General features: G+C 39.6%; 17 protein-coding genes and 1 riboswitch. Of the genes, 16 read left to right on the top strand and 1 reads right to left on the bottom strand.

Going from position 1 to position 21,752, the window contains the following annotated elements:
• The first annotated feature begins 26 nt into the window (after positions 1 to 26).
• The 8 genes from EO116_RS02115 to alr all read left to right on the top strand — a co-directional run bounded on the left by EO116_RS02115 (position 27) and on the right by alr (position 6,863).
• Positions 27 to 1,556, top strand: coding sequence for a carboxyl transferase domain-containing protein (locus tag EO116_RS02115; RefSeq protein WP_062401066.1), 1,530 nt, complete (start codon positions 27 to 29; stop codon positions 1,554 to 1,556).
• A gap of 80 nt (positions 1,557 to 1,636) precedes the next feature.
• Entirely contained in the window at positions 1,637 to 1,963 is a 327-nt protein-coding gene (locus EO116_RS02110) for an OadG family protein (protein ID WP_062401065.1), read from the top strand.
• A gap of 16 nt (positions 1,964 to 1,979) precedes the next feature.
• Positions 1,980 to 2,144 carry a hypothetical protein gene (locus EO116_RS08420; RefSeq protein ID WP_009352831.1) on the top strand — a complete coding sequence of 55 codons (165 nt, stop codon included), beginning with the start codon at positions 1,980 to 1,982 and terminating at the stop codon, positions 2,142 to 2,144.
• Positions 2,145 to 2,203: 59 nt separating this feature from the next.
• Entirely contained in the window at positions 2,204 to 2,563 is a 360-nt protein-coding gene (locus EO116_RS02105) for a biotin/lipoyl-containing protein (RefSeq protein WP_127160435.1), read from the top strand.
• A 56-nt stretch (positions 2,564 to 2,619) separates the two neighbouring features.
• Complete coding sequence (locus EO116_RS02100; protein ID WP_009352994.1) at positions 2,620 to 3,735, top strand: sodium ion-translocating decarboxylase subunit beta; 1,116 nt, start codon at positions 2,620 to 2,622, stop codon at positions 3,733 to 3,735.
• Between the two features lie 143 nt (positions 3,736 to 3,878).
• Positions 3,879 to 4,142 (top strand): hypothetical protein, encoded by a 264-nt coding sequence (locus EO116_RS02095; RefSeq protein ID WP_009352887.1) that lies wholly within the window; start codon positions 3,879 to 3,881, stop codon positions 4,140 to 4,142.
• A gap of 51 nt (positions 4,143 to 4,193) precedes the next feature.
• Positions 4,194 to 5,489 carry an SLC13 family permease gene (locus EO116_RS02090; RefSeq protein WP_009352963.1) on the top strand — a complete coding sequence of 432 codons (1,296 nt, stop codon included), beginning with the start codon at positions 4,194 to 4,196 and terminating at the stop codon, positions 5,487 to 5,489.
• Positions 5,490 to 5,753: 264 nt separating this feature from the next.
• Positions 5,754 to 6,863 (top strand): alanine racemase, encoded by a 1,110-nt coding sequence (gene alr, locus EO116_RS02085; protein WP_009352878.1) that lies wholly within the window; start codon positions 5,754 to 5,756, stop codon positions 6,861 to 6,863.
• 407 nt (positions 6,864 to 7,270) lie between these two features.
• Here alr and metF read toward each other — a convergent pair whose 3' ends face one another.
• Entirely contained in the window at positions 7,271 to 8,152 is an 882-nt protein-coding gene (metF, locus tag EO116_RS02080) for a methylenetetrahydrofolate reductase [NAD(P)H] (RefSeq protein WP_127160434.1), read from the bottom strand.
• Positions 8,153 to 8,496: 344 nt separating this feature from the next.
• On the opposite strand from metF, the gene EO116_RS02075 reads away from it, so the two are divergent.
• The 8 genes from EO116_RS02075 (at position 8,497) to EO116_RS02040 (ending at position 21,360) form a co-directional block, all read left to right on the top strand.
• Complete coding sequence (locus tag EO116_RS02075; protein ID WP_127160433.1) at positions 8,497 to 9,657, top strand: M20 family metallopeptidase; 1,161 nt, start codon at positions 8,497 to 8,499, stop codon at positions 9,655 to 9,657.
• Positions 9,658 to 9,692: 35 nt separating this feature from the next.
• The gene (dcuC, locus tag EO116_RS02070; RefSeq protein WP_127160432.1) at positions 9,693 to 11,054 is read left to right on the top strand and encodes a C4-dicarboxylate transporter DcuC; all 1,362 of its coding nucleotides are present in this window, start codon (positions 9,693 to 9,695) and stop codon (positions 11,052 to 11,054) included.
• 256 nt (positions 11,055 to 11,310) lie between these two features.
• A complete protein-coding gene (locus EO116_RS02065; protein ID WP_127010245.1) occupies positions 11,311 to 12,246 on the top strand; it encodes a LysR family transcriptional regulator in 936 nt (311 codons plus the stop codon).
• Between the two features lie 276 nt (positions 12,247 to 12,522).
• Positions 12,523 to 12,699, top strand: a riboswitch (cobalamin riboswitch).
• Positions 12,700 to 13,008: 309 nt separating this feature from the next.
• A complete protein-coding gene (locus EO116_RS02060; RefSeq protein ID WP_127160431.1) occupies positions 13,009 to 15,183 on the top strand; it encodes a methylmalonyl-CoA mutase family protein in 2,175 nt (724 codons plus the stop codon).
• Positions 15,184 to 17,367: a methylmalonyl-CoA mutase gene (gene scpA, locus EO116_RS02055; protein ID WP_062401047.1), complete on the top strand. Its 2,184-nt coding sequence runs from the start codon at positions 15,184 to 15,186 to the stop codon at positions 17,365 to 17,367.
• Between the two features lie 127 nt (positions 17,368 to 17,494).
• The gene (meaB, locus tag EO116_RS02050; RefSeq protein WP_127160430.1) at positions 17,495 to 18,679 is read left to right on the top strand and encodes a methylmalonyl Co-A mutase-associated GTPase MeaB; all 1,185 of its coding nucleotides are present in this window, start codon (positions 17,495 to 17,497) and stop codon (positions 18,677 to 18,679) included.
• A gap of 316 nt (positions 18,680 to 18,995) precedes the next feature.
• The gene (locus tag EO116_RS02045) at positions 18,996 to 20,438 is read left to right on the top strand and encodes a [FeFe] hydrogenase, group A (protein WP_127160429.1); all 1,443 of its coding nucleotides are present in this window, start codon (positions 18,996 to 18,998) and stop codon (positions 20,436 to 20,438) included.
• A 550-nt stretch (positions 20,439 to 20,988) separates the two neighbouring features.
• Positions 20,989 to 21,360 (top strand): hypothetical protein, encoded by a 372-nt coding sequence (locus EO116_RS02040; protein ID WP_127160428.1) that lies wholly within the window; start codon positions 20,989 to 20,991, stop codon positions 21,358 to 21,360.
• Positions 21,361 to 21,752 lie beyond the last annotated feature (392 nt).

The following is a 21,752-nucleotide window of genomic DNA, read 5'->3' as shown; positions in this document are numbered from 1 at the left end:
CCGTAATTATTCTATGGAGGTGTAAAATGGCAACGGTTCAGGAAAAAATTGAATTATTGCACAAAAAGCTGTCCACTGTTAAACAAGGTGGCGGTGAAAAACGCGTAGAAAAACAACATGCGAGCGGTAAATATACAGCTCGTGAACGTATTGAAAAATTATTCGACGAAAATAGCTTTGTTGAATTAGATCAATTCGTTAAACATCGTTGTGTGAACTTCGGTCAAGAGAAAAAAGAATTACCAGGTGAAGGCGTAGTGACTGGTTACGGCACTATCGACGGACGTTTGGTATTTGCTTTTGCTCAAGATTTTACAGTAGAAGGTGGTTCCCTTGGGGAAATGCATGCTGCTAAAATCGTTAAAGCACAACGTATGGCAATGAAAATGGGCGCTCCTATTATCGGCATCAATGACTCCGGTGGAGCTCGTATTCAAGAAGCAGTAGACGCATTAGCTGGCTACGGTAAAATCTTCTTTGAAAACACTAACGCTTCTGGCGTTATCCCACAAATTTCCGTTATCATGGGACCATGTGCAGGTGGTGCGGTATACTCTCCAGCATTAACTGACTTCATTTACATGGTTAAACATACATCTCAAATGTTCATCACTGGTCCAGCAGTTATCAAATCTGTAACAGCAGAAGAAGTAACAGCAGAAGATCTTGGTGGTGCAATGGCTCATAACAGTGTATCTGGTGTAGCTCACTTTGCAACAGAAAACGAAGATGATTGCTTAGCACAAATTCGTTACTTGTTGAGCTTCTTACCAAGTAACAATATGGAAGATACTCCATTAGTTGACACTGGTGATGACCCAGCTCGTGAAGATGAAGGTTTAAATACTTTACTTCCAGATAATCCAAATATGCCTTACGACATGTTTGATGTGATTCGTGCAACAGTAGATAATGGTGAATACTATGAAGTACAACCACACTACGCACAAAATATCATTACATGTTTCGCACGTTTTGCTGGACAAAGCGTAGGTATCATTGCTAACCAACCACGCGTAATGGCAGGTTGCTTAGATATCAATGCATCTGACAAATCTTCCCGCTTTATCCGTTTCTGCGATGCTTTCAATATCCCTGTTGTAAACTTCGTTGACGTACCGGGCTTCCTACCGGGCACAAACCAAGAATGGGGCGGCATCATTCGTCACGGTGCGAAAATGTTATATGCTTACTCTGAAGCAACAGTACCTAAAATTACTGTTATCACTCGTAAAGCATATGGTGGATCTTACCTTGCAATGTGTTCCCAAGATTTGGGTGCAGACCAAGTGTATGCATGGCCTACATCTGAAATTGCTGTAATGGGACCTGCTGGTGCAGCGAACATTATTTTCAAACGCGATGAAGATAAAGATGAAAAAACAGCTAAATACGTAGAAGAGTTTGCAACTCCATACAAAGCTGCTGAACGTGGATTCGTTGACGTGGTAATTGAACCTAAACATACTCGACCTGCTATCATCAATGCATTAGCAATGTTGGCAAGTAAACGCGAAACCCGTGCTCCGAAAAAACACGGTAATATCCCTCTATAAACTATTTCCTAGAGGCATACTACACACTTTGCTTCTTGCATGATTCTACTATCATGGTTCTCTATTAATGAGGTGAAAGTATGACAGATAATCCGTGGCTAATTATGGCCATCAATATGACAATTGTATTCGCCGTTCTAATTTTGTTAGGCGTGCTTATGCATATTATTTATCTAGTAGATCCTACAAAAAAAAAGTCAACTAAGGCTGAGGTAGCAGAGGTACCATCAGCCACAGCTCCTAGTGTGGCAAGTACCACAACAAAACATGATGAAGTGGTTGCAGCCATTGTGGCAGCAGTATGTGCGATGGGATATTCCAAATCACAAATTGCTTCCGTAAGACCGATTGTGAGCACAGGTTGGAAATTGGACGGTAGACTGCTAGGTAGGAATGTAACCAGATAGTTTGGAGGAGAACTTAATGAATAAGACTACCAACGCACAAGCTGCAAACAAAGAAACAGAAGTTGTAGCAGCTATTGTCAGTGCTATCGTTGCTATGGGCTATTCGCAAAATCAAATTGCATCCATTCGCCCAGTAGTGTCTAATTCTTGGCGACTAGCTAGTCGTTTACAGGCCCTATAAGCTAATCTAAGCTTATGAAAAAGTTTCATTACAAATAGGTAATTCAGGAGGAAGTTATAATGAAAAAGTTCAATGTTACAGTAAACGGTACAGTTTATGAAGTAGAAGTAAATGAAGTTGGCGGCGCAGCTCCAGTAGCAGCAGCTCCTAAAGCAGCAGCTCCAGCTCCTAAAGCAGCTCCAGCAGCAGCTCCAGTTCCAGCAGGCGCAGAAACAGTAAAATGCCCAATGCCAGGTAAAATCTTATCCGTAGCAGTTACAGCTGGTCAAGCAGTTAAAAAAGGCGATCTTCTTTGCATTTTAGAAGCTATGAAAATGCAAAATGAAATCTATGCTCCACATGATGCAACAGTAGCTGAAGTTCGCGTAGCAGCTAACCAAACTGTAGCAACTGGCGACGCTTTAGTTGTTTTAGGCTAATCATAAATTTATACTGCTTAAACTAAACCCTTCTATTTCTTAAGGAGGAACTCCATATGGACGCTTTTCTTGTTGCACTCAACTCTGTTTGGGTGGATAGTGGTTTTATTAGTTTCACAATGGGTCATGGTATCATGATCCTTGTAGGAATTATCTTATTGTATTTAGCTTTTGCGAAAGGCTTTGAACCTCTATTGTTGAGTCCAATCGCATTTGGATGTATTTTGGCTAATATTCCTAATAATGGTTTCCATGAAGGTGTTATGAACCTCATTGGATTAGGGATTAAATACGAAATTTTCCCACCTCTTATCTTCCTAGGGGTAGGTGCTATGACTGACTTCGGTCCACTCATTGCAAATCCTAAAACATTATTATTAGGCGCAGCAGCTCAAATCGGCGTATTCGTGGCTCTTGGTGGAGCGATGATGGTTGGATTTACTGCGAAACAAGCAGCAGCTATCGGTATCATCGGTGGTGCTGACGGTCCTACATCCATTTACTTAGCTTCAAAATTAGCTCCTGAGTTATTAGGTGCTATCGCAGTAGCGGCATATTCCTATATGTCTCTTGTACCATTGATTCAACCTCCGGTTATGAAGTTATTTACAACTCAAAAAGACCGTGAAATCGTAATGGAACAATTGCGTGAAGTAACTCGTTTTGAAAAAGTTGTTTTCCCAGTAGTAGCGACAATTTCCATTTCCTTGTTGTTACCACCGATCACTTCTTTATTAGGCATGTTGATGCTTGGTAATTTATTCCGTGAATCTGGTGTAACAGCTCGTTTGGCAGATACTTCTGAAAACGCTTTAATTAACACAGTAACAATCTTCTTAGCTACTGGTACAGGTCTTACAATGACAGCAGACAGTTTCTTAAATTTAGAAACCATTAAAATTATCGTATTAGGTTTAGTTGCCTTCATCGGTGGTACCGCTGGTGGTGTTATTTTCGGTAAATTAATGTGCTGGGCAGACGGTGGTAAAACAAACCCATTGATCGGTTCTGCTGGTGTATCTGCGGTGCCAATGGCAGCCCGCGTATCGCAAGTAGTGGGTTCACAGGCAAACCCTTCGAACTTCCTATTAATGCATGCGATGGGGCCAAATGTAGCAGGTGTTATCGGTACAGCTGTAGCAGCTGGTACAATGCTTGCTATGATGAAATAATTTGTAACAGTGTCTAGGCAATCCGCCTAAAAGGGTTGCCTAGGCTATTACAGATACTTTTATGATGAACTATATAGTTTGTCTTAAAGCGCTTTAGAAATACTCAGACTTTTTTCACTTTTATTATGTATGAGGTGACGCCTATGATATTATCAGACGAAGGAAAGGTTTTTGCTTGTATTTGTATTGCGCTTTTTATTTTTATCATCACCGCACTCCTATTAGGTGAAGAGCGAAAATCTAAATGGTTTCAAAAACGAAAAACATATAGCTTTTTTCTCCGCCGTGGCCTACTTGGAGAGTGGCTACATTTTGGATACCCTTGTACAGCAGAAGGGTATGGAGTAGCGGCGATTATGTTATTTCTTATTGGCCTATCTTCCTATATTATATACGCTTTTTTTTAAAGCGCTTTGCGGCTAATAAGGAATGTATCCCTTAGGGAGGAGTTGATTCTTATGGATCCGGCTGTACAAACCTTAATTGTCCTTGGTGTAATGGCGTTATTATTTGTAACAGAAATTATTCCACTTGCAATTACGTCTATCGGTGGTGCTATGGCACTTGGTTTATTAGGTGTAATTCCAATGAAACAAGTATTTAGTGGTTTATCTGATAGTACAGTAGTTTTATTCGCAGGTATGTTTATTATTGGTGCTGCATTATTCCATACTGGTTTAGCACAAAAAATTGGTATTTCCGTTGTTAATAAAGCAGGTAAAAGTGAAAATGGTCTTATGATTGCTTTGATGCTTGTAACAGCAGGTATGTCATCTGTGCTTTCTAACACAGGTACGGCAGCAGCGTTATTGCCAGTAGTTATTGGTATTTGTGCATCTGCTAAAATCCCAGCGTCCCGTCAATTGATGCCTATGGCATTTGCAGCAGGGATTGGTGGTATCATCACTTTAGTAGGTACACCTCCTAACATCATCATCAATGGTGCATTAGGCCAAGCTAAACTACCTCAATTCGGTTTCTTTGAATTTGCATGGATTGGTATTCCTTTAACAGTTGCATTTATGATCTACATGGTAACAATTGGTAAACTTTTTTTACCTAAACATGATGGTAATGCAGATGCTGAAGTAGAACAAGAAGTAGATGCTAGTGAAATTTCTAATGATCCTAAAAAAATGTGGTACTCTGGTATTATCTTATTAGGTGTTGTATTATTCATGGCATTGTCTGATCCATTGAAAAGCATTGGTATTAACGTTCCTCTTCATGTAGCCGCTATCGTAGGTGCTATTTTAGCCGTATTAGCTGGTTGCTTAAAAGAGAAACAAGCATATCAATCGATAGATTGGGTAACTATTTTCCTATTTGCTGGCATGATGCCAGTAGCGGCCGCGATGAATGATTCTGGGGCTGGTAAAATGATTGCCAATGCAGTAGTAGGTATCATGGGTGATAACCCAAGTCCTTACTTTGCAACAGCTGTATTATTTATCTTATCTTGCGTATTAACACAATTTATGTCCAATACAGCATCTTGCGCATTGTTAGCACCAATTGGTATCTCCATTGCTCAAGCGATGGGCGCAAGCCCTCATGCAGTACTTATGGCGATTGGCGTTGCCGCATCTTGCGCATTCGCTACACCAGTAGGTACACCACCTAATACAATTGTATTAACACCTGGTAATTACAAATTTATGGATTATGTGAAAGCAGGTACTCCATTAATCCTGGTTTGCTTCATCGTAAGTCTTATCGTGATTCCAATGGTATGGCCTTTCAATATGCCATAATGTAACATACTTTGCTTAGGTATAATGTAAAATTAAATAGGTAATAGATAAGGACTGACGCAGAATCTTGTTTGCAAGATTTTGTAGTCAGTCCTTTTTATGAAAGGTATTAAAAGAAATAATCTAAAAGGATTGCATATACTTTTATAGCATGGTACATTAGTAATGCAAATAATTATTTAGAATAGTTAGGAGCTATTATAATAGTTTAATAAATAGTAGTTAATACTAGGTTTTATATACTAATAATAAGAAGGTGAATGTGTGAGACCTACATATGTAGAAATTGATACAGCACAAATACGAAGTAATTTACGGAAAATTAAAGATTGTTTACCAGAGTGGTGCACGAGTACTGCAGTGGTGAAAGCAAATGCTTATGGACATGGTAGTGTTATGGTAGGACGTATTGCCGTAGAGGAAGGGTATGAGTCGCTAGCCGTAGCTTTTCCAGAAGAGGCGATTCCTTTGCGTGAGGCAGGTATAACGGTACCTATTTATCTATTAGGTCTGACGCTGCCCCAATCCTTTGATTTAGTGATAGAAGGGCATTCTAGACCTGCTATTTGTGAATCCACAGATTTAGAAGCGTTGAATGAATGTGCTCGTCGACATGAAACAATTGTAGAGTGTGCTATTGCTGTAGATACAGGTATGCATCGTATCGGTAGTAAGCCAGATGATGTATTAGCATTTTTAGAAACAGTAGAGTCTTATGAATATTTACGAGTAGATGGATTTTTTACACACCTAGCCAATGGCGATGCTGCGGATCAAACTCATGCCAATCAACAAGTACAACAATTTCGAGATGTGGTGGAGTTAATTCGTGCCAATCGTACTGAGGATTATCGCTTTTCTTTAGCTAATAGTGCTGGATTGTTAGCAGTAAGAGATAGTTTATTTAACGATGCTCGACCAGGTATTATTCAATATGGCATTATGCCTTCCATGGATGTGCCTAATCGATTGGGATTGAAACCAGCTTTGAGTTTATATAGTAAGGTAGTACATGTACAACATTTACCCAAAGGGTCATCTATCGGTTATGGAAGTACCTATACAACGATGGCTGAGGAAACGATCGCTACTATACCTGTGGGTTATGCCGATGGATATCCTAGGGCGTTGTCTAATAAAGGCTCTGTGCTTATCCATGGTACACGCTGCCCTATAGTAGGGCGTATCTGTATGGACCAATTTATGGTGAAAGTACCAAGTCATATTACTGTAGCTCCAGGAGATGCTGTTGTGCTATTAGGACAACAAGGGCAAGAGAGTATTACAGCCCTTGAATTGGCTTATTTGGTTGGGACCATTCCTTATGAAATATTCTGTAATTTTTCAGAGCGGGTACCACGACATTATATTTAGAGGATATGGATAAAGCATAAGTATGACTAGTCAATTCTTAGCTGTCAAGATTTAAAATGTAAGGAAACTGAATGGAATGACTATTTTTATATAAAAATAAGCATATCATTTAATTTTCTTTACAATATGAATAATGAGACGAATAGAAAAGGTTTGAGGAGGATGGCTTTTGCTATTCTCCAAAAAATATATATATTATAGAACCAATAAAGGAAAGTTGATGTATTTCGATCAACTTTCCTCTTTTATTTTGTAGGTTTGTTCTGGCAACACATCTATACTAGTAGGGCTAAAATGTATAAAAAATGCCCTACTTAGGTTCTCTTTGAGAGAGACACTGTGTAGAGCATTTTTATTATAATTTGTCTGTATGCTATAAGTGTTGAAGGCTATATGGTTAATCTTATTTATATACTTTCATAAATAGGAGAGCTAAATAAAGAACGTGCAGCATTTTCGATATACAAAGCTGTATTAGATTGGTTCATTGTGTATAAATGAATACCAGATACGCCTTCTGTTACAAGGTCAACGATTTGATTTAAGGCGTAAGCAAGGCCAGCATCACGAAGGGCGATTGGATCATGCTCGTATTTGTCTAAAATAGCTTTAAATTTGCGTGGAATAGCGGTAGCATTGCTTGTTAATAGACGCAAAGCTTGGTTGCGGTTGATGATAGGCATTACCCCTGCTAAGATTGGCACATCAATGCCTGCTAAGGCGCATTTTTCTTGGAAGTCATAGAATACATTGTTATCTAAGAAAAATTGTGTGACTAATAGTTCACAGCCAGCATCTACTTTTTCTTTTAAGAATTTAATGTCCTGTAATTGGTTAGGTGAATCTGGATGTACTTCTGGATAGCAAGCGCCAGAAACTTGGAAATGCGGAGCATACTCTTTTACAAAATGTACGAGTTCTGAAGCATATTTAAAGTCTCCTACTGGTGGTAGATCTTCTAAAATATCACCACGAAGTGCTAGTAGCTTGTGGATACCTAGTTGATTTAATTGATCAATAACGGATCGCACTTGCTCTTTAGATAAATAAATAGCTGGTAAATGGGCTTTTGTAGGGATATGCAATGTATTTTGTACATAGTTGGACAACTTGATAGTTGTTTCTTCGATATTGCGTTGTTTATTGCTGCAGGTAACAGAGATGAACTCTGGTTTTAGGCTTTTTAATTCATCTAAGACAGTAATGATTTTTTCATCTCCTACTTGTGTGTTAGGAGGGAATATTTCGTAAGATAATGTTGGCCGTTTTTGTTGTATAGTATCGCTCATGGCTAGTTCCTTTCTTATTAGTAAAAGATGTTTCTATGATACCAATTTTTTTCTATATAGACCAATTGATAATATATATTGTGCGTTATAGGAAAAAACTATAAATATATAATGGACAATAGAAATTAGGAGGGGATGCATATGAAATTAGCATAGAGAAAATTGAGGAATCCTATGCTATATGTATTGGAACTTTCACTAGAAATCTATATAATAGAAGTATTCGGAATACTGCTATTGCTAGTTAGTTATAGTAGGACTTTCAGAAAAAGAGAAAAATGAGGGAATGTAATTCCTGTAGTCATAGAGTTGTGCATGCTTATTGTGCAAGAAAGGAGAAAGTGATGAGTCAATTACTAGAAGAAATTGAATCCTTGCGAGGATCCATGAAAACATTAAATGATTTTTTCTTCGACCATCCAGAACTAGGGAATGAAGAGTTTTTAGCCCATGGTAAATTAACAGATTTACTGGAAAGTGAAGGGTTTACTGTAGACCGTGAAGTGAGTGGTTTACAAACCGCATTTCGTGCTGTGTACCATGTGCAAGGAGGAGGACCGAAAATTGGGCTTCTCTGCGAATATGATGCCTTAGAAGGTTTGGGTCATGCTTGTGGGCATAATCTGCAAGGGCCTTCCATCTGTGCAGCAGCTATTGGTTTACGTCGTACCTTGCAAGTGCCAGCCACATTGGTGGTATATGGGACTCCAGCAGAAGAGACTGCATCAGGTAAGTTAGTGATGGCCAAAGAGGGCGTATTCGACGACTTAGATGTAGCATTTATGATGCACGGTAGTGATTCCACAACGGTAGATGGCAAGTCCCTGGCGCTTAACTTGGTGAATATTAAATTCCATGGTAAGTCAGCGCATGCTGCGATTGCCCCAGAAAAAGGGATTAGTGCTTTGGATGCGGTATTGTTATTCTTTAATGGCATGGAATATCTTCGAGAACATGTGCCTACAGAAGTACGTATGCATGGGATTATCACAGATGGTGGTAAGGCAGCGAATATCGTGCCAGATTATGCGTGTACACAGTGGTATATTCGTTCCTCTAGTCGCATTCGCTTAGATGAAGTGGTGGAGCGCGTGAAACAAGTGGCGCAAGGGGCAGCCTTGCAAGTGGGAGCTACTATGGAATGGGATGAAGTGAAAGCCTATGATAATAAGGTCAATGTGCAAAGTCTAAATGATTTACTCTTAAAAAATGCGGAACAAGTGGGGGCACCAGATATTTCTGAGCCACGTAAAGTCACTGGCTCTACAGACTTTTCCAGTGTTACTTTCCGCGTACCAGGAGCTTGTTTGCGGGTTAAATTTGTAGGCAGAGGGGTGACTAGTCATTCCCAAGAATGGTTAGATAATGGAAAAACTCAGCTAGCAGAGGATGCCATTATGTACGGTGCTAAGGGAATCGCTCTTACAGTAGAGGAAATTCTTACCACACCGGGCTTATTGGCTCAGATTCAAGAAGACTTTCAACAGTCGAAAGCAAATTATTAAGTAGCCTATTTTGAATGGGTAAGGGAGAAGCAGTTATGAATTTATTGTTGTGCGCTATCATAATTTTAGGCGCAGGTACATTGGTGATTAAAAAGTTTAAAGCACAAACAGTATTGTTGTTAGGCGGTTTAATCATGATGCTAGGGGCGTACTTCCTTGGCTATACAACGGAGTTTGTAGATGCGAAAAAAGGAACAGGCATGATGTTCTTTGATGCTTTTGAGTGGATTAATAATACCACTGCAAAGGATGCAGCAGGGTTGGGTCTCATGATTATGACATGTACTGGCTTTGCTAAATACATGGATCATATTGGTGCTAGCTCTCGCTTGGTTACAACTGCAATAAAACCTTTGCAAGCGATGAAAGCTCCTTATTTAGTATTATCTTTAACATTCTTATTAAATATGTTTATGTCCTTGGTAATCCCAAGTGCATCTGGTTTAGCGATGTTGATGATGGTGACCATCTTCCCTATCTTGGTGCGTTTAGGCGTAAGCCCGGTAGGGGCAGCAGCAGCGGTAGCTACTGGTCATTTGTTGGACATTGGACCAGCTTCTGCTACAAGCTTATTAGTATCTAAAACGGTGGGCTTAGGAGTAGAAGAATACTTCGTAGGCTATCAATTGAAGGTATACATTATCAGTGGTATTGTGACAGCTATTGCACATTACATATGGCAACAATATATGGATAAAAAATCTGGTCATGTTCCTTCCGAAGTTGTACATACAGAACCACAAGAAGAAGTAGCAGTAGGACCTCTTGCGTATTTAATATTGCCATTCTTGCCACTTGTATTTATGTTAGGATTTAGTAAATATGGTATTGCAGGCATTAAGATGAATGTTAACTTGGCTATGTTCCTAAGCTTATTCATCGCCATGATATTTGAATTGATTCGCTTACGTGATTTCCGAAAGGTAGCTGCGTCTATTCAAACTTTCTTTAAAGGTATGGGGGACCAATTTACCAATACGGTAACATTGATTGTAGCAGGGGAAACCTTTGCATTCGGTTTGACATCCTTAGGGATTGTGAATGAGTTCGTAGCATTCATTAAAACCTTCTCTATCCAAGCCGATATTGTAGGGGTTATCGTATCTGGTATTATTTTAGTATTGAGCATTGTTATGGGCTCTGGTGTAGCATCTATGTTTGCATTCTCACCATTAGTGCCAAATTTTGCTAAAGAATTAGGTGGTAATGCGATTACCATGCTACTAGGTATGCAAAATGCGGCCTCTGTTGGACGTTTGTTGAGCCCAATTAGTGCGGTTATGATTGCAGTAGCTGGTGTGGCAAATATTTCTAGTTTTGATTTAGTAAAACGAACTGCAGTGCCAGTATTAATTACATTCATTACCTCTACGATTTGTATTTTAATTTTCCATTAATGAGTGAAAGAGGCATAAGATAGGGATTGATTATAATTCCTAAGGATTTGATAGAAATTAAATGTTGACGATGAGTGGTCTTTTATGTATTATAGTTGTACAAGACTATTACCCCCTGAGGGTGAATAATGGAATCGTTAACAACATGAAGTACCTAACGTGTAAGTATTCGTACCTTACTCGTTAGGTTTTTCATTCCTATGAAAGTAATGAAAAAGGGTGTACTTCATGATAGATATAGAAAAGGCCAAAACAGATGAGAATACAACAATTACAATATTTAGAAAAAATTGCAGAAAAAGGATCTATTAATGAAGCGGCTAAGGAATTATATTTATCCCAACCTAGCTTATCCAATGCGGTAAAAGAACTAGAACACGAAATGGGTGTTCAATTATTGTTGCGTACTAAGTCAGGGGTAACCTTAACCCATGATGGACGTGAATTTATGATTTATGCTCGACAAGTACTAGATCAAATTCAATTATTAGAAGAGCGATATAAATCGAATACCAAACGAAAAGAACACTTCTTTATTTCTGCTCAGCATTATGCCTTTGTGGTACATGCTTTCGTAGAGCTTATAAAAAGTGTAGATACTGATGAGTATCAATTTGGTTTGCGGGAAACAGAAACGCAAAATATATTTGAGGATTTAGCTACTTTCAAAAGCGAATTGGGTATTTTGTATTTGAATAATTTTAATCGTCAAGTGATGGAAAAGTTATTTAAAGAGTATAAATTGACGTTCTACCCATTATTTGAAGCGGAACCACATGTATTTTTGTGCCGCGAACATCCCTTGGCAAACCAAGATAAAATTACCTTGGAAGAACTAGAGGATTTCCCTTACTTGTGCTATGATCAGGGAGAAGATAATTCCTTCTATTTTTCAGAGGAAATTTTAAGTACTTTGGACAGAAAAATGACCATAAAAGTATCGGATCGTGCCACTATTTTTAATTTAATGGTTGGTTTGAATGGATATACTATTAGTTCTGGTATTTTGAGCCGTGAATTAAATGACGATAAGATCATCGCCATTCCTCTAGATGTAGAAGATACGATGACTATGGGGTACTTAATGCCACATATGCTAGAGCCAAGTCCCATTGCGAAAAAATATTTAAAACTATTGAAAGAACATATTCGTAACTATGGTTTTGAAGTCATGGAATGGAAAAAGAAATAAGCTTTTGTAATAGAATATGAGCGATAGAACAGAGGTATGCTACTGTAGGCGTACCTCTGTTTTATATTAAGAATAAATGTTGATTATGCATTAAATAACTGTTAGTAATGAATAGGAGGTCTATTATGAGATAGATGCTAACCATTGCGTTAGTAAGACTGTAAAATGCATTATAGGTATCTTATGATAACTGAAGATTATGTCGATGTGAAATGTTGTTATAGCCTGTAAATGCCGTTCTATTCTTTCATAAAACAGTTTATAATCAAGGTATAACTTTATATTCGCCTTACTGGTGCCGCGAGGCTTAATAGGGAAGCTTGGTGAAAAGCCAACACGGTCCCGCCGCTGTAAAGGGGAGCGAAACTTCATGTAGCGTCACTGGGAAACTGGGAAGGCGAAGCGTAGCGAAGATCCTGAGTCAGAAGAACTGCCGTAAGAAGCATGTCGTTAGATCCGCGAGAGACGGGTAGAGATGGTTTTGCGCTAAGTGCATACGCTAAATCATAACCTACCGTTTTCAATCGAAAACGGTTTTTCTTTTATGAATGATAGTTATATCTTTCAGTAAGAGACTAGGTAGGGTGATGAGTTATAGGGGTGGGTAGGGTATACCCAGTTTCTAATTGTTTATTTTATTTTTATGAGAGCTGCAACGATTACATAAGCTATTAGAATCTCTATGATGAGGCAAATCTCACTAGAAAAGTGGTTTGAGTAAGGGAACGTATGCCTATGTGGTCAGAGAAAGGAAGCTAGACTATGGGACAAGACAAGCATCATGAACCACAAGTTCACGAAGAACAGTTTGAGCTACCAGATGTATCGTTTGATGAGTTTTCTATCCCTACCTACGAGGAGTGGAAAACGACGGTAGAAGGTATCTTGAAAGGGAAAGATTTCCAAAAAAGTATGTATACAAAAACATACGAAGGAATTACTTTACAACCAATGTATTGGTTGAGCGACCAAGAGGGATTGACTCAAAACTTGACATATCCTGGTCGTGATAGCAATTTACGGGGTGCGAAAGCTAGTGGATATATCCATACACCTTGGACAATTGCACAACGTTGTGACGGAAAAACAATTGCTGACATGCATGACATGTTACAATTTGAATTAGATAAAGGTAGCACAGCTATCAGTTTCACACTGGACAGTGCTACACGGAAAGGACAAGATGCTACGAAAGCTGAAGCTAAAGATGTGGCTGACGCAGGGGTGTCTTTGTCTACTGTAGAAGAAGTGGAAGCTTTATTAAAAGGCATGGACTTAACTACAAAAGAATTAGATATTCGTACAGGTGCTAGTAGCGTATGCTGGGCGGCTGCATTACATGCGCTTTGCGAATCGCAAGGGGTGGATGTAAAATCCTTGTCCGGTATGATTGGGGCGGACCCAATTGGTACTTTGGCACAAGATGGTCATTTACCACGCCCTATGGACGAATATTTTGATGATATGGCACATACCATTGCTTGGGCATCTGCACATGCACCACAATTGCGCACAGTTTTGGTAGATACAGATGTATACCATAATGGCGGTGGCAATGACGTACAAGAATTAGGCTTTGCTATGTCTACAGCTGTCACATACTTGCGTGAAATGGAACGCCGTGGTATCGATGTGAATACATTTGCAAAACAAATTCGTTTCCATGTCAGTGTAGGAGCTAATTTCTTCATGGAAATAGCTAAACTACGTGCTATAAAAATGGTATGGGCTCAAATTATTGAACATTGTGGCGGTGATGAAGAAGCGAAGAAAATTAACTTGTTCGTAAGTACATCTCACTTTACACAAACTGTATTTGATCCATATGTAAACTTATTACGTGCTGGTTCTCAATCCTTCTCCGCAGTAGTTGGTGGTATGGATGGTATGTTTGTACGACCTCTTGATGGCTGCATTCGTCCAAGTGATGAATTCTCTCGCCGTATTGCCCGTAATATTCAAATCATGGAGCAACAAGAGTTCAACTTCATTCAACCAGTTGACCCTGCCGGTGGTAGCTGGTACTTAGAACCATTAACACAAGAATTAACTGAAAAATCTTGGGCACTGTTCCAAGAATTAGAAGGTAAAGGTGGCATCTTAGAAACATTAGTATCTGGTGAAACGCAAGAAGCCGTGGATGCTATTTTACAAAGCCGCTTTAAAAACTTGGCAACCCGTAAAGATCGTGCCGTTGGTAGTAACATGTATCCAAACATGACGGAAGAATTACTAGAAGTACCAGTGGTAGATTTTGAGGGCTTACGCCAAGCTCGTGTAGCAGCATTAGCTAATGTGGGTACAACTGATGCAGCTGAATTAGCTCTAAAAAAACTACAAGAATCCGACTTCAGTGAAATTGGTTCTTTGGTAAGTGCTGCGTATACTGCATTAGTAGCGGGCGCTAGCTTTGGACAAGTTTTTGAAGCCTTAGCAGATGGCAGTGAAGGTATCACTGTGAAAGCAATTCTATCTCATCGTTGGACAGAACAATACGAAGAATTGCGTATGCGCACTGAAAACTTTAAAGAAACACATAATGGGGACAATGTTAAAATCTTCTTGGCTAACATGGGCCCAATTCCTCAACATAAAGCGAGAGCCGATTTCGTTACTTCCTTTATGCAAGTAGCTGAATTTGATGTGCTTACCAATGATGGATTCCCAACTGTAGACGCAGCGGTAGCAGCTGCCTTAGCATCGAATGCAGATGTGACAATCGTATGTTCCACTGATGATACATACCCAGAATTGGCACCAGCAGTGACAAAAGCAATCAAAGCCGCTCGCCCAGCTATGAAAGTATTCTTGGCAGGGGCTCCATCTCCAGAGTTGAAAGAACTTTGCGATGCAGCAGGCATGGATGATTATATTAGTGTACGCTCCAATTGCTATCAAACATTATTAGCAATGCAACGCGAGAAAGGAATGATGTAGATGATTCCGGATTTTAGAAATATTCCTTTTACAGCTGCTAGCCCAAAAGCATCCGATTTTGATGCATGGAAAGAGCAATTACAAGCTGAAACTGGCAAGTCCTATGATGACAACTTCATTCGTACTATGGAACAAATCGATGTGGGTCCTGTGTATGATGCCTCCATTTATGATCAATGTAACCATTTACAATATGTAGCGGGTATTCCTCCGTATCTTCGTGGACCCTATGGCACCATGTATGTACAACGGCCTTGGACAGTACGTCAGTATGCAGGTTTCTCCACAGCGGAAGAATCCAATGCCTTTTACCGTCGTAACTTAGCGGCAGGTCAAAAAGGTTTGTCTATCGCCTTCGACTTGGCTACTCACCGTGGTTATGACTCCGACCACCCTCGTGTAGTCGGTGACGTTGGTAAAGCCGGCGTTGCGGTAGACTCCATTCTAGATATGGAAATCTTGTTCTCTGGTATTCCATTGGATCAAATGTCTGTATCTATGACAATGAATGGCGCCGTATTACCAGTTATGGCTTTCTATATCTTAGCCGGTGAAGAACAAGGCGTAGATAAATCCGTTATGGCAGGTACGATCCAAAATGATATTTTGAAAGAGTTCATGGTGCGTAATACTTACATTTATCCACCAGCAGCTTCTATGCGTATCATCGGTGATATCTTCGCCTATACATCTAAATACATGCCTAAATTCAATAGTATTTCCATTTCTGGTTACCACATGCAAGAAGCAGGTGCTACAGCAGATATCGAATTAGGGTACACCTTGGCCGATGGTTTGGAATACTTGCGTACAGGTGTGGCAGCGGGTCTTACAGTTGACCAATTCGCACCGCGCTTATCCTTCTTCTGGGCGATGGGTAAAAACTACTTCATGGAAATCGCTAAAATGCGTGCAGGCCGTATGTTATGGGCTAAGATTGTTAAATCCTTTGGTCCAAAAAATGTTAAATCTATGGCATTGCGTACTCACTCCCAAACATCTGGTTGGTCTTTAACAGAACAAGATCCATTCAATAACATCACTCGTACTTGTATCGAAGCGATGGCAGCAGCTTTGGGTCATACTCAATCCTTACATACAAATGCTCTTGACGAAGCGATTGCGTTGCCTACAGACTTCTCGGCGCGTATTGCTCGTAATACGCAATTGTATATCCAAGATGAAACTAACGTATGTAAAGTTATCGACCCATGGGGCGGTTCTTACTATGTAGAATTCTTGACTAACCAATTGATCCGTAAAGCTTGGGCTCATATTCAAGAAGTTGAAGCTTTGGGTGGTATGTCTAAAGCGATTGATACAGGTCTTCCAAAAATGCGTATCGAAGAAGCGGCAGCTCGTCGCCAAGCGCACATTGACTCCGGCAGTGAAAAAATCGTCGGTGTTAACTACTTGCGTCTTGATAAAGAAGATCCACTAGATATCTTAGAAGTTGATAATACAGCGGTACGTTTGGCACAGATCGAACGATTGAAAACATTGCGTGCTAATCGTGATAATGACAAAGTACGTAGCTGTTTGGATGCAATTACAAAAGCGATGGAAACAGGAGAAGGAAACTTGCTTGAATTAGCCGTAGAAGCAGCTCGTGCTCGTGCCTCTAAAGGTGAAATCTCTGATGCAGTAGAAAAAGTATGTGGCCGTCATAAAGCGATTATTCGCTCTATTTCCGGTGTATACAGCAGTGAATTCAGCGATGATGATGTAATCACAGAAGTACGCAGCATGACTGAAAAATTTGAAGAAAAACATGGTCGCCGTCCACGTATTTTCGTAGCGAAAATGGGTCAAGATGGTCATGACCGCGGAGCTAAGGTAATTTCTACAGCCTTCGCAGATATGGGCTATGACGTAGATATCGGACCTTTATTCCAAACTCCAGAAGAAGCAGCAAAAGATGCAGTAGATAATGACGTACATATCGTAGGTATGAGTTCCTTAGCAGCCGGTCACAAAACATTGATGCCTCAATTATGTGAAGAGCTTAAAAAATTAGGCCGTGAAGATATTATGGTTGTTATCGGTGGCGTTATCCCAGCTCAAGATTATGATTATCTCTATGAGCATGGTGCAGCAGCAATCTTTGGACCTGGTACCATCATTCCAGTATGTGCTAAAAAAGTACTTGAATTGTTAGAAGAACGTCTAGAAGAGGAAGAATAATTAGTATTCAAAATCTGATATACGTATATAGGTAAGACATGACACGTAGTCAGTGCCTCGTGCTACTTTGTAGCTGGCTACTGATTGCGTGTTTGTCATATTCGAATCGGTGAAAGGAGGGTGTCTTATGAGTGATGATACCTATAAGCCTTCTTGGGTTCCTGAGGAGAAAGATGATAAATTTGCATGCCGTGTTATGCGCGGTGTGGACGGTGGCCATGATGGGATGGATGCACATACCCATGCACCACAAAAGCCGGTAGCTCCTAAGGTAGTAAAACGGAAAAAATTGACCGTTGATGACTATGTGGAGGGGGTACTGGCTGGTAATCGGATGATTTTATCCCGTGCCATTACCTTAATTGAAAGTAATGCAGCAGCTCATTTTGAAATGGCGCAGCAAGTGATTCAACGTTTGTTGCCGTACACAGGCAAGTCCACTCGTGTAGGGATTACAGGGGTACCGGGTGCTGGTAAATCGACTTTGATTGAAGCACTGGGCACAAAGCTATGTCAAAATGGTCATAAGGTGGCTGTTCTTGCGGTGGATCCATCGAGTACAGTGACAGGCGGATCTATCCTAGGGGATAAAACGCGGATGGAGCAACTTTCACGGGAACCGAATGCCTTTATTCGTCCATCTCCATCAGGTGGGACATTGGGCGGTTTGACTCGTAAAAGTAGAGAAACCTTGCTGTTATGTGAAGCGGCAGGGTATGATACAATCCTAGTAGAAACCGTAGGGGTAGGTCAAAGTGAAACGACAGTGCGTTCCATGGTAGACTTCTTCTTACTGGTTGTATTGACTGGTGCTGGTGATGAATTACAAGGTATGAAAAAAGGCGTTATGGAGTTGGCAGATGCCATTGTTGTTAATAAGGCCGATGGAGATAACTTGCAACGTGCCAAAGTGACACGCCAAGAATACGAACGTATTTTATGGTTTATTCGTGATGCCACGGAACAGTGGACAACTCATGCCTACACATGTTCTGCCTACACTGGGGATGGCATCATGGAGTTATGGCAAGGGGTTATCGAAAAATTCATGGAACAATGTGAAGGCAATGGAGTGCTACAAGCACGCCGCCGTGATCAAACCTTATCGTGGGTATATTCCATGGTAGAAGAACATCTACAAAACTTGTTCTATCGTGCACCAGAAATTGTATCTTGCCGTGGAGGCATTGAAGATGCAGTTATTGAGGGCCGCTTAACTCCTACATTGGCAGTGCAACAATTTATTAATACGTTTACACAAACAGCTTTGGGGGATCAAGCAAAGAACACCCCATTATTTGAGTTGAAATAAAATAGAAACAGGAGGGGGAACTCTCCTGTTTTGTGCTACTGAGGGTAAAATCCTAGTAAATTTTAGGGTATATGAATTTTGAAATATAGATGATAGAAATTGCGTTGTAAAACAAGGTGTAATATTAATATATACTAAAAAAATAATATAAAAATATATTTCAGGTGGAAATCGTGATTTTTGTCATAACAAAAATGAATACATACTAACTTATGAAGTAGATTTTTTACACATTCAATACTTATTTTGTTATAATATGACGGAAAGTTAATGAATACATAACTAGTATTGTTTACACTATGTGAGGTGCATAAAAATGAGTTTCGAAAGTCGATTCCAACATCTTGATCGCCGTGCCCCTATTGCTGAGGATAATGTGGCGATTATTCATGATTTAGAAAAATGTAAGAACTGTACTCTTTGTCGTAAAGCATGTGCTGACACTATGAGCGTACTTGATTACTACGATTTGGAAGCAACAGGAGATAATCCTATCTGTATCCAATGTGGTCAATGTGCTGTTATTTGCCCATTCGGCGCAATGTACGAACGTACAGAATTAGATAAAGTAAAAGAAGCCATTGCAGATCCAGAGAAAATCGTTGTTATCCAAACAGCCCCAGCTGTTCGTGTGTCCATCGGTGAAGAATTTGGATTTGAGCCTGGTACATACCAAGAAGGCAAAATGGTAGGTGCTCTTCGTGCGTTAGGTGCTGACTATGTAGTTGATACTAACTTCGGTGCTGACTTAACTATCATGGAAGAAGCAAACGAACTATTAGAACGTAAATTACATGGTACAGGTCCATTGCCACAATTTACTAGCTGTTGTCCAGCATGGGTAAAATTCTGTGAAACATTCTTCCCAGAATACGTACCACATATCTCTTCAGCTCGTAGCTGTATCGCTATGGAATCTGCTATGGTCAAAACATATTTTGCAAAAAATATGAACATTGATCCTAAGAAAATTGTATCCGTATCCGTAGCTCCTTGTACTGCTAAAAAAGCGGAAATTCGTCGTCCTGAGCAAAATAATGCAGCTCGTTTCACTGGAGAAGACTTGGGTCCAGATACAGATATCTGTATCACTACACGTGAATTTGCACAATGGATTCGTGAAGCAGAATTAGATTTTGCCGCAGTAGAAGACTCTGCATACGATAAATTCATCGGTGCTGCTACTGGTGGCGGTGTTATCTTCGGTAATACTGGTGGTGTTATGGAAGCAGCGATGCGTGCATCCTACAAATTCATCACTGGTGACGAACCATCTCCAGCTCCACTTCTTAACTTAACAGATGTGCGTGGTATGGACGGTGTGAAAGAAGCAACCGTAGAAATCGGTGGACATACCATCAACGTGGCTGTTTGTCATGGTGGTAAAAATATCCGTGAATTCTTGAATGAATTGAAAGCATCTGGTAAAACATATGATTTCATTGAAATGATGGCTTGTCCAGGTGGCTGTATCGGCGGTGGCGGACAACCACGTGCTAAATTACCAGTTGCCAATAAAGTAAAAGGTGAACGTATTGAAGGCCTTTATAACTGGGATTCCAACATGAAGCTTCGTTCTTCTTATGAAAACCCTGAAATTAAAGATGCATATGCTAATTTCTTGGAAAAACCATTAGGACACATTGCGCATGAATTGTTACATACTACCTATGTAGATCGCAGTGGTGATTTAGGAGCTCGTAAAGACGTGACTCCTGAAACATGTCCAACATCTCCAAAATTTAAAAAGCCGGAATAATTTAGTTAGTAACTTCAACTCCGGTGAGTCAGCGAATGTGTAAGTTGGTTTGCTGCTGAACGAAGTTATTATATAGTCATCTTAGGATGACAACATACTGCAAGACGAAAAGACTCTTATGGGGATTATCCCATAGGAGTCTTTTCTATTCTATTCCATCTTGGGGCGGTCTTGATTAGGCAAAGGGAAGAGCGGAACATATACGCTGGCTCCATTTGTAGCCTGTGCAGTATCTCTTGCAAATGGAAGATCGCGGCACATTCCTCCACAAACTGATTCTACGGTAGGTTTGCTCCGGAATATGCCGCGCGCTTCTTTGTTTGTGTAATGTATGCGTAATATATTCACAGGCTACGACTTATGAAGTTTTTTCGGCACATGTTCCAATCTTCTAAGCATGTAAGCTCAAGAGAATAGGAACACCTTGAGATGATCTACGAATGAGGGCAATTCTAGGAGATGGATATTTGTTGTGATAAAATATAATTAGATATAAATTGAGAAGTATATTGCTTGTTAGATGTTTTATAGAGAGAATTGGTGGATATAAATGACGATAAAAGATACTTTCAATCCATATAAACCTATGACTGCAAAAGATTTTTGGAAAAGTCTATGGTGGATTTTTTTATGGGGCTGGGGAGTAGGTATACCTGGATCTATTTTAGAAAAAAATGGAGTAAGCCTTGAGATTTTAATTGTAATAGCATTATTGTTTGTAGGTGGTATACAGTATTTGTTGTTTCTTTTTATTATCAAACGATTTAGATCTATGCAGATACCACCGATTTGGGCGATTTTAATATTCATCCCTCCTTTTAATGGATTATGTTTTATACTAGCTGGATTTAGTATTAATAGTGGTCTTTTTAGATTTTTAAAAAAGTTAGTACTTCCACTAAAAGAGGTGGATCATGCTTGAATTAGTTAAACTTATACTTAATACATTGCATGATTATGGTGCTGAAACTGAAGATACTTTGTTTTTCTTTTATCATTGCATCGGGTTGATTCCTTTATGTGTGTATTGTTGGAAATATAATTACGAACGATATACTGCTTTTACAAATGTAGTGATTCATCTGTTACGTACGTTGTTGTTCATCGTGGCTTTTTTTATATATGTTCGCTATGGCTTCACAAATTATTTGATAAAGTGGAACTCTTTAGTGCTGGTTCTATATACGATTGTAGGATATTATTATTGGACACATAAAGAGTTATTGTATTGGTTTAATTCGACAGTGCGCAATATTTTAAAATATATTTTTTATAGTGCTGTTTGTATCGAGGGTATATATATATTTACTAAAT

This window comes from Veillonella sp. VA137 (assembly GCF_003992015.1).
GTDB lineage: Bacteria > Bacillota > Negativicutes > Veillonellales > Veillonellaceae > F0422.
This window is presented reverse-complemented; position numbering and strand designations above follow the sequence as displayed.

What these genes read in the sequence shown, in the direction of transcription:
- EO116_RS02095 (WP_009352887.1), top strand. Translation starts at nt 3,879, where the DNA reads ATGATATTATCAGACGAAGGAAAGGTTTTTGCTTGTATTTGTATTGCG.
- dcuC (WP_127160432.1), top strand. Translation starts at nt 9,693, where the DNA reads ATGAATTTATTGTTGTGCGCTATCATAATTTTAGGCGCAGGTACATTG.
- EO116_RS02110 (WP_062401065.1), top strand. Translation starts at nt 1,637, where the DNA reads ATGACAGATAATCCGTGGCTAATTATGGCCATCAATATGACAATTGTA.
- EO116_RS02115 (WP_062401066.1), top strand. Translation starts at nt 27, where the DNA reads ATGGCAACGGTTCAGGAAAAAATTGAATTATTGCACAAAAAGCTGTCC.
- EO116_RS02065 (WP_127010245.1), top strand. Translation starts at nt 11,311, where the DNA reads ATGAGAATACAACAATTACAATATTTAGAAAAAATTGCAGAAAAAGGA.
- EO116_RS02090 (WP_009352963.1), top strand. Translation starts at nt 4,194, where the DNA reads ATGGATCCGGCTGTACAAACCTTAATTGTCCTTGGTGTAATGGCGTTA.
- EO116_RS02100 (WP_009352994.1), top strand. Translation starts at nt 2,620, where the DNA reads ATGGACGCTTTTCTTGTTGCACTCAACTCTGTTTGGGTGGATAGTGGT.
- EO116_RS02060 (WP_127160431.1), top strand. Translation starts at nt 13,009, where the DNA reads ATGGGACAAGACAAGCATCATGAACCACAAGTTCACGAAGAACAGTTT.
- EO116_RS02105 (WP_127160435.1), top strand. Translation starts at nt 2,204, where the DNA reads ATGAAAAAGTTCAATGTTACAGTAAACGGTACAGTTTATGAAGTAGAA.
- EO116_RS08420 (WP_009352831.1), top strand. Translation starts at nt 1,980, where the DNA reads ATGAATAAGACTACCAACGCACAAGCTGCAAACAAAGAAACAGAAGTT.
- metF (WP_127160434.1), bottom strand. Translation starts at nt 8,152, where the DNA reads ATGAGCGATACTATACAACAAAAACGGCCAACATTATCTTACGAAATA.
- meaB (WP_127160430.1), top strand. Translation starts at nt 17,495, where the DNA reads ATGAGTGATGATACCTATAAGCCTTCTTGGGTTCCTGAGGAGAAAGAT.
- EO116_RS02040 (WP_127160428.1), top strand. Translation starts at nt 20,989, where the DNA reads ATGACGATAAAAGATACTTTCAATCCATATAAACCTATGACTGCAAAA.
- scpA (WP_062401047.1), top strand. Translation starts at nt 15,184, where the DNA reads ATGATTCCGGATTTTAGAAATATTCCTTTTACAGCTGCTAGCCCAAAA.
- EO116_RS02075 (WP_127160433.1), top strand. Translation starts at nt 8,497, where the DNA reads ATGAGTCAATTACTAGAAGAAATTGAATCCTTGCGAGGATCCATGAAA.
- EO116_RS02045 (WP_127160429.1), top strand. Translation starts at nt 18,996, where the DNA reads ATGAGTTTCGAAAGTCGATTCCAACATCTTGATCGCCGTGCCCCTATT.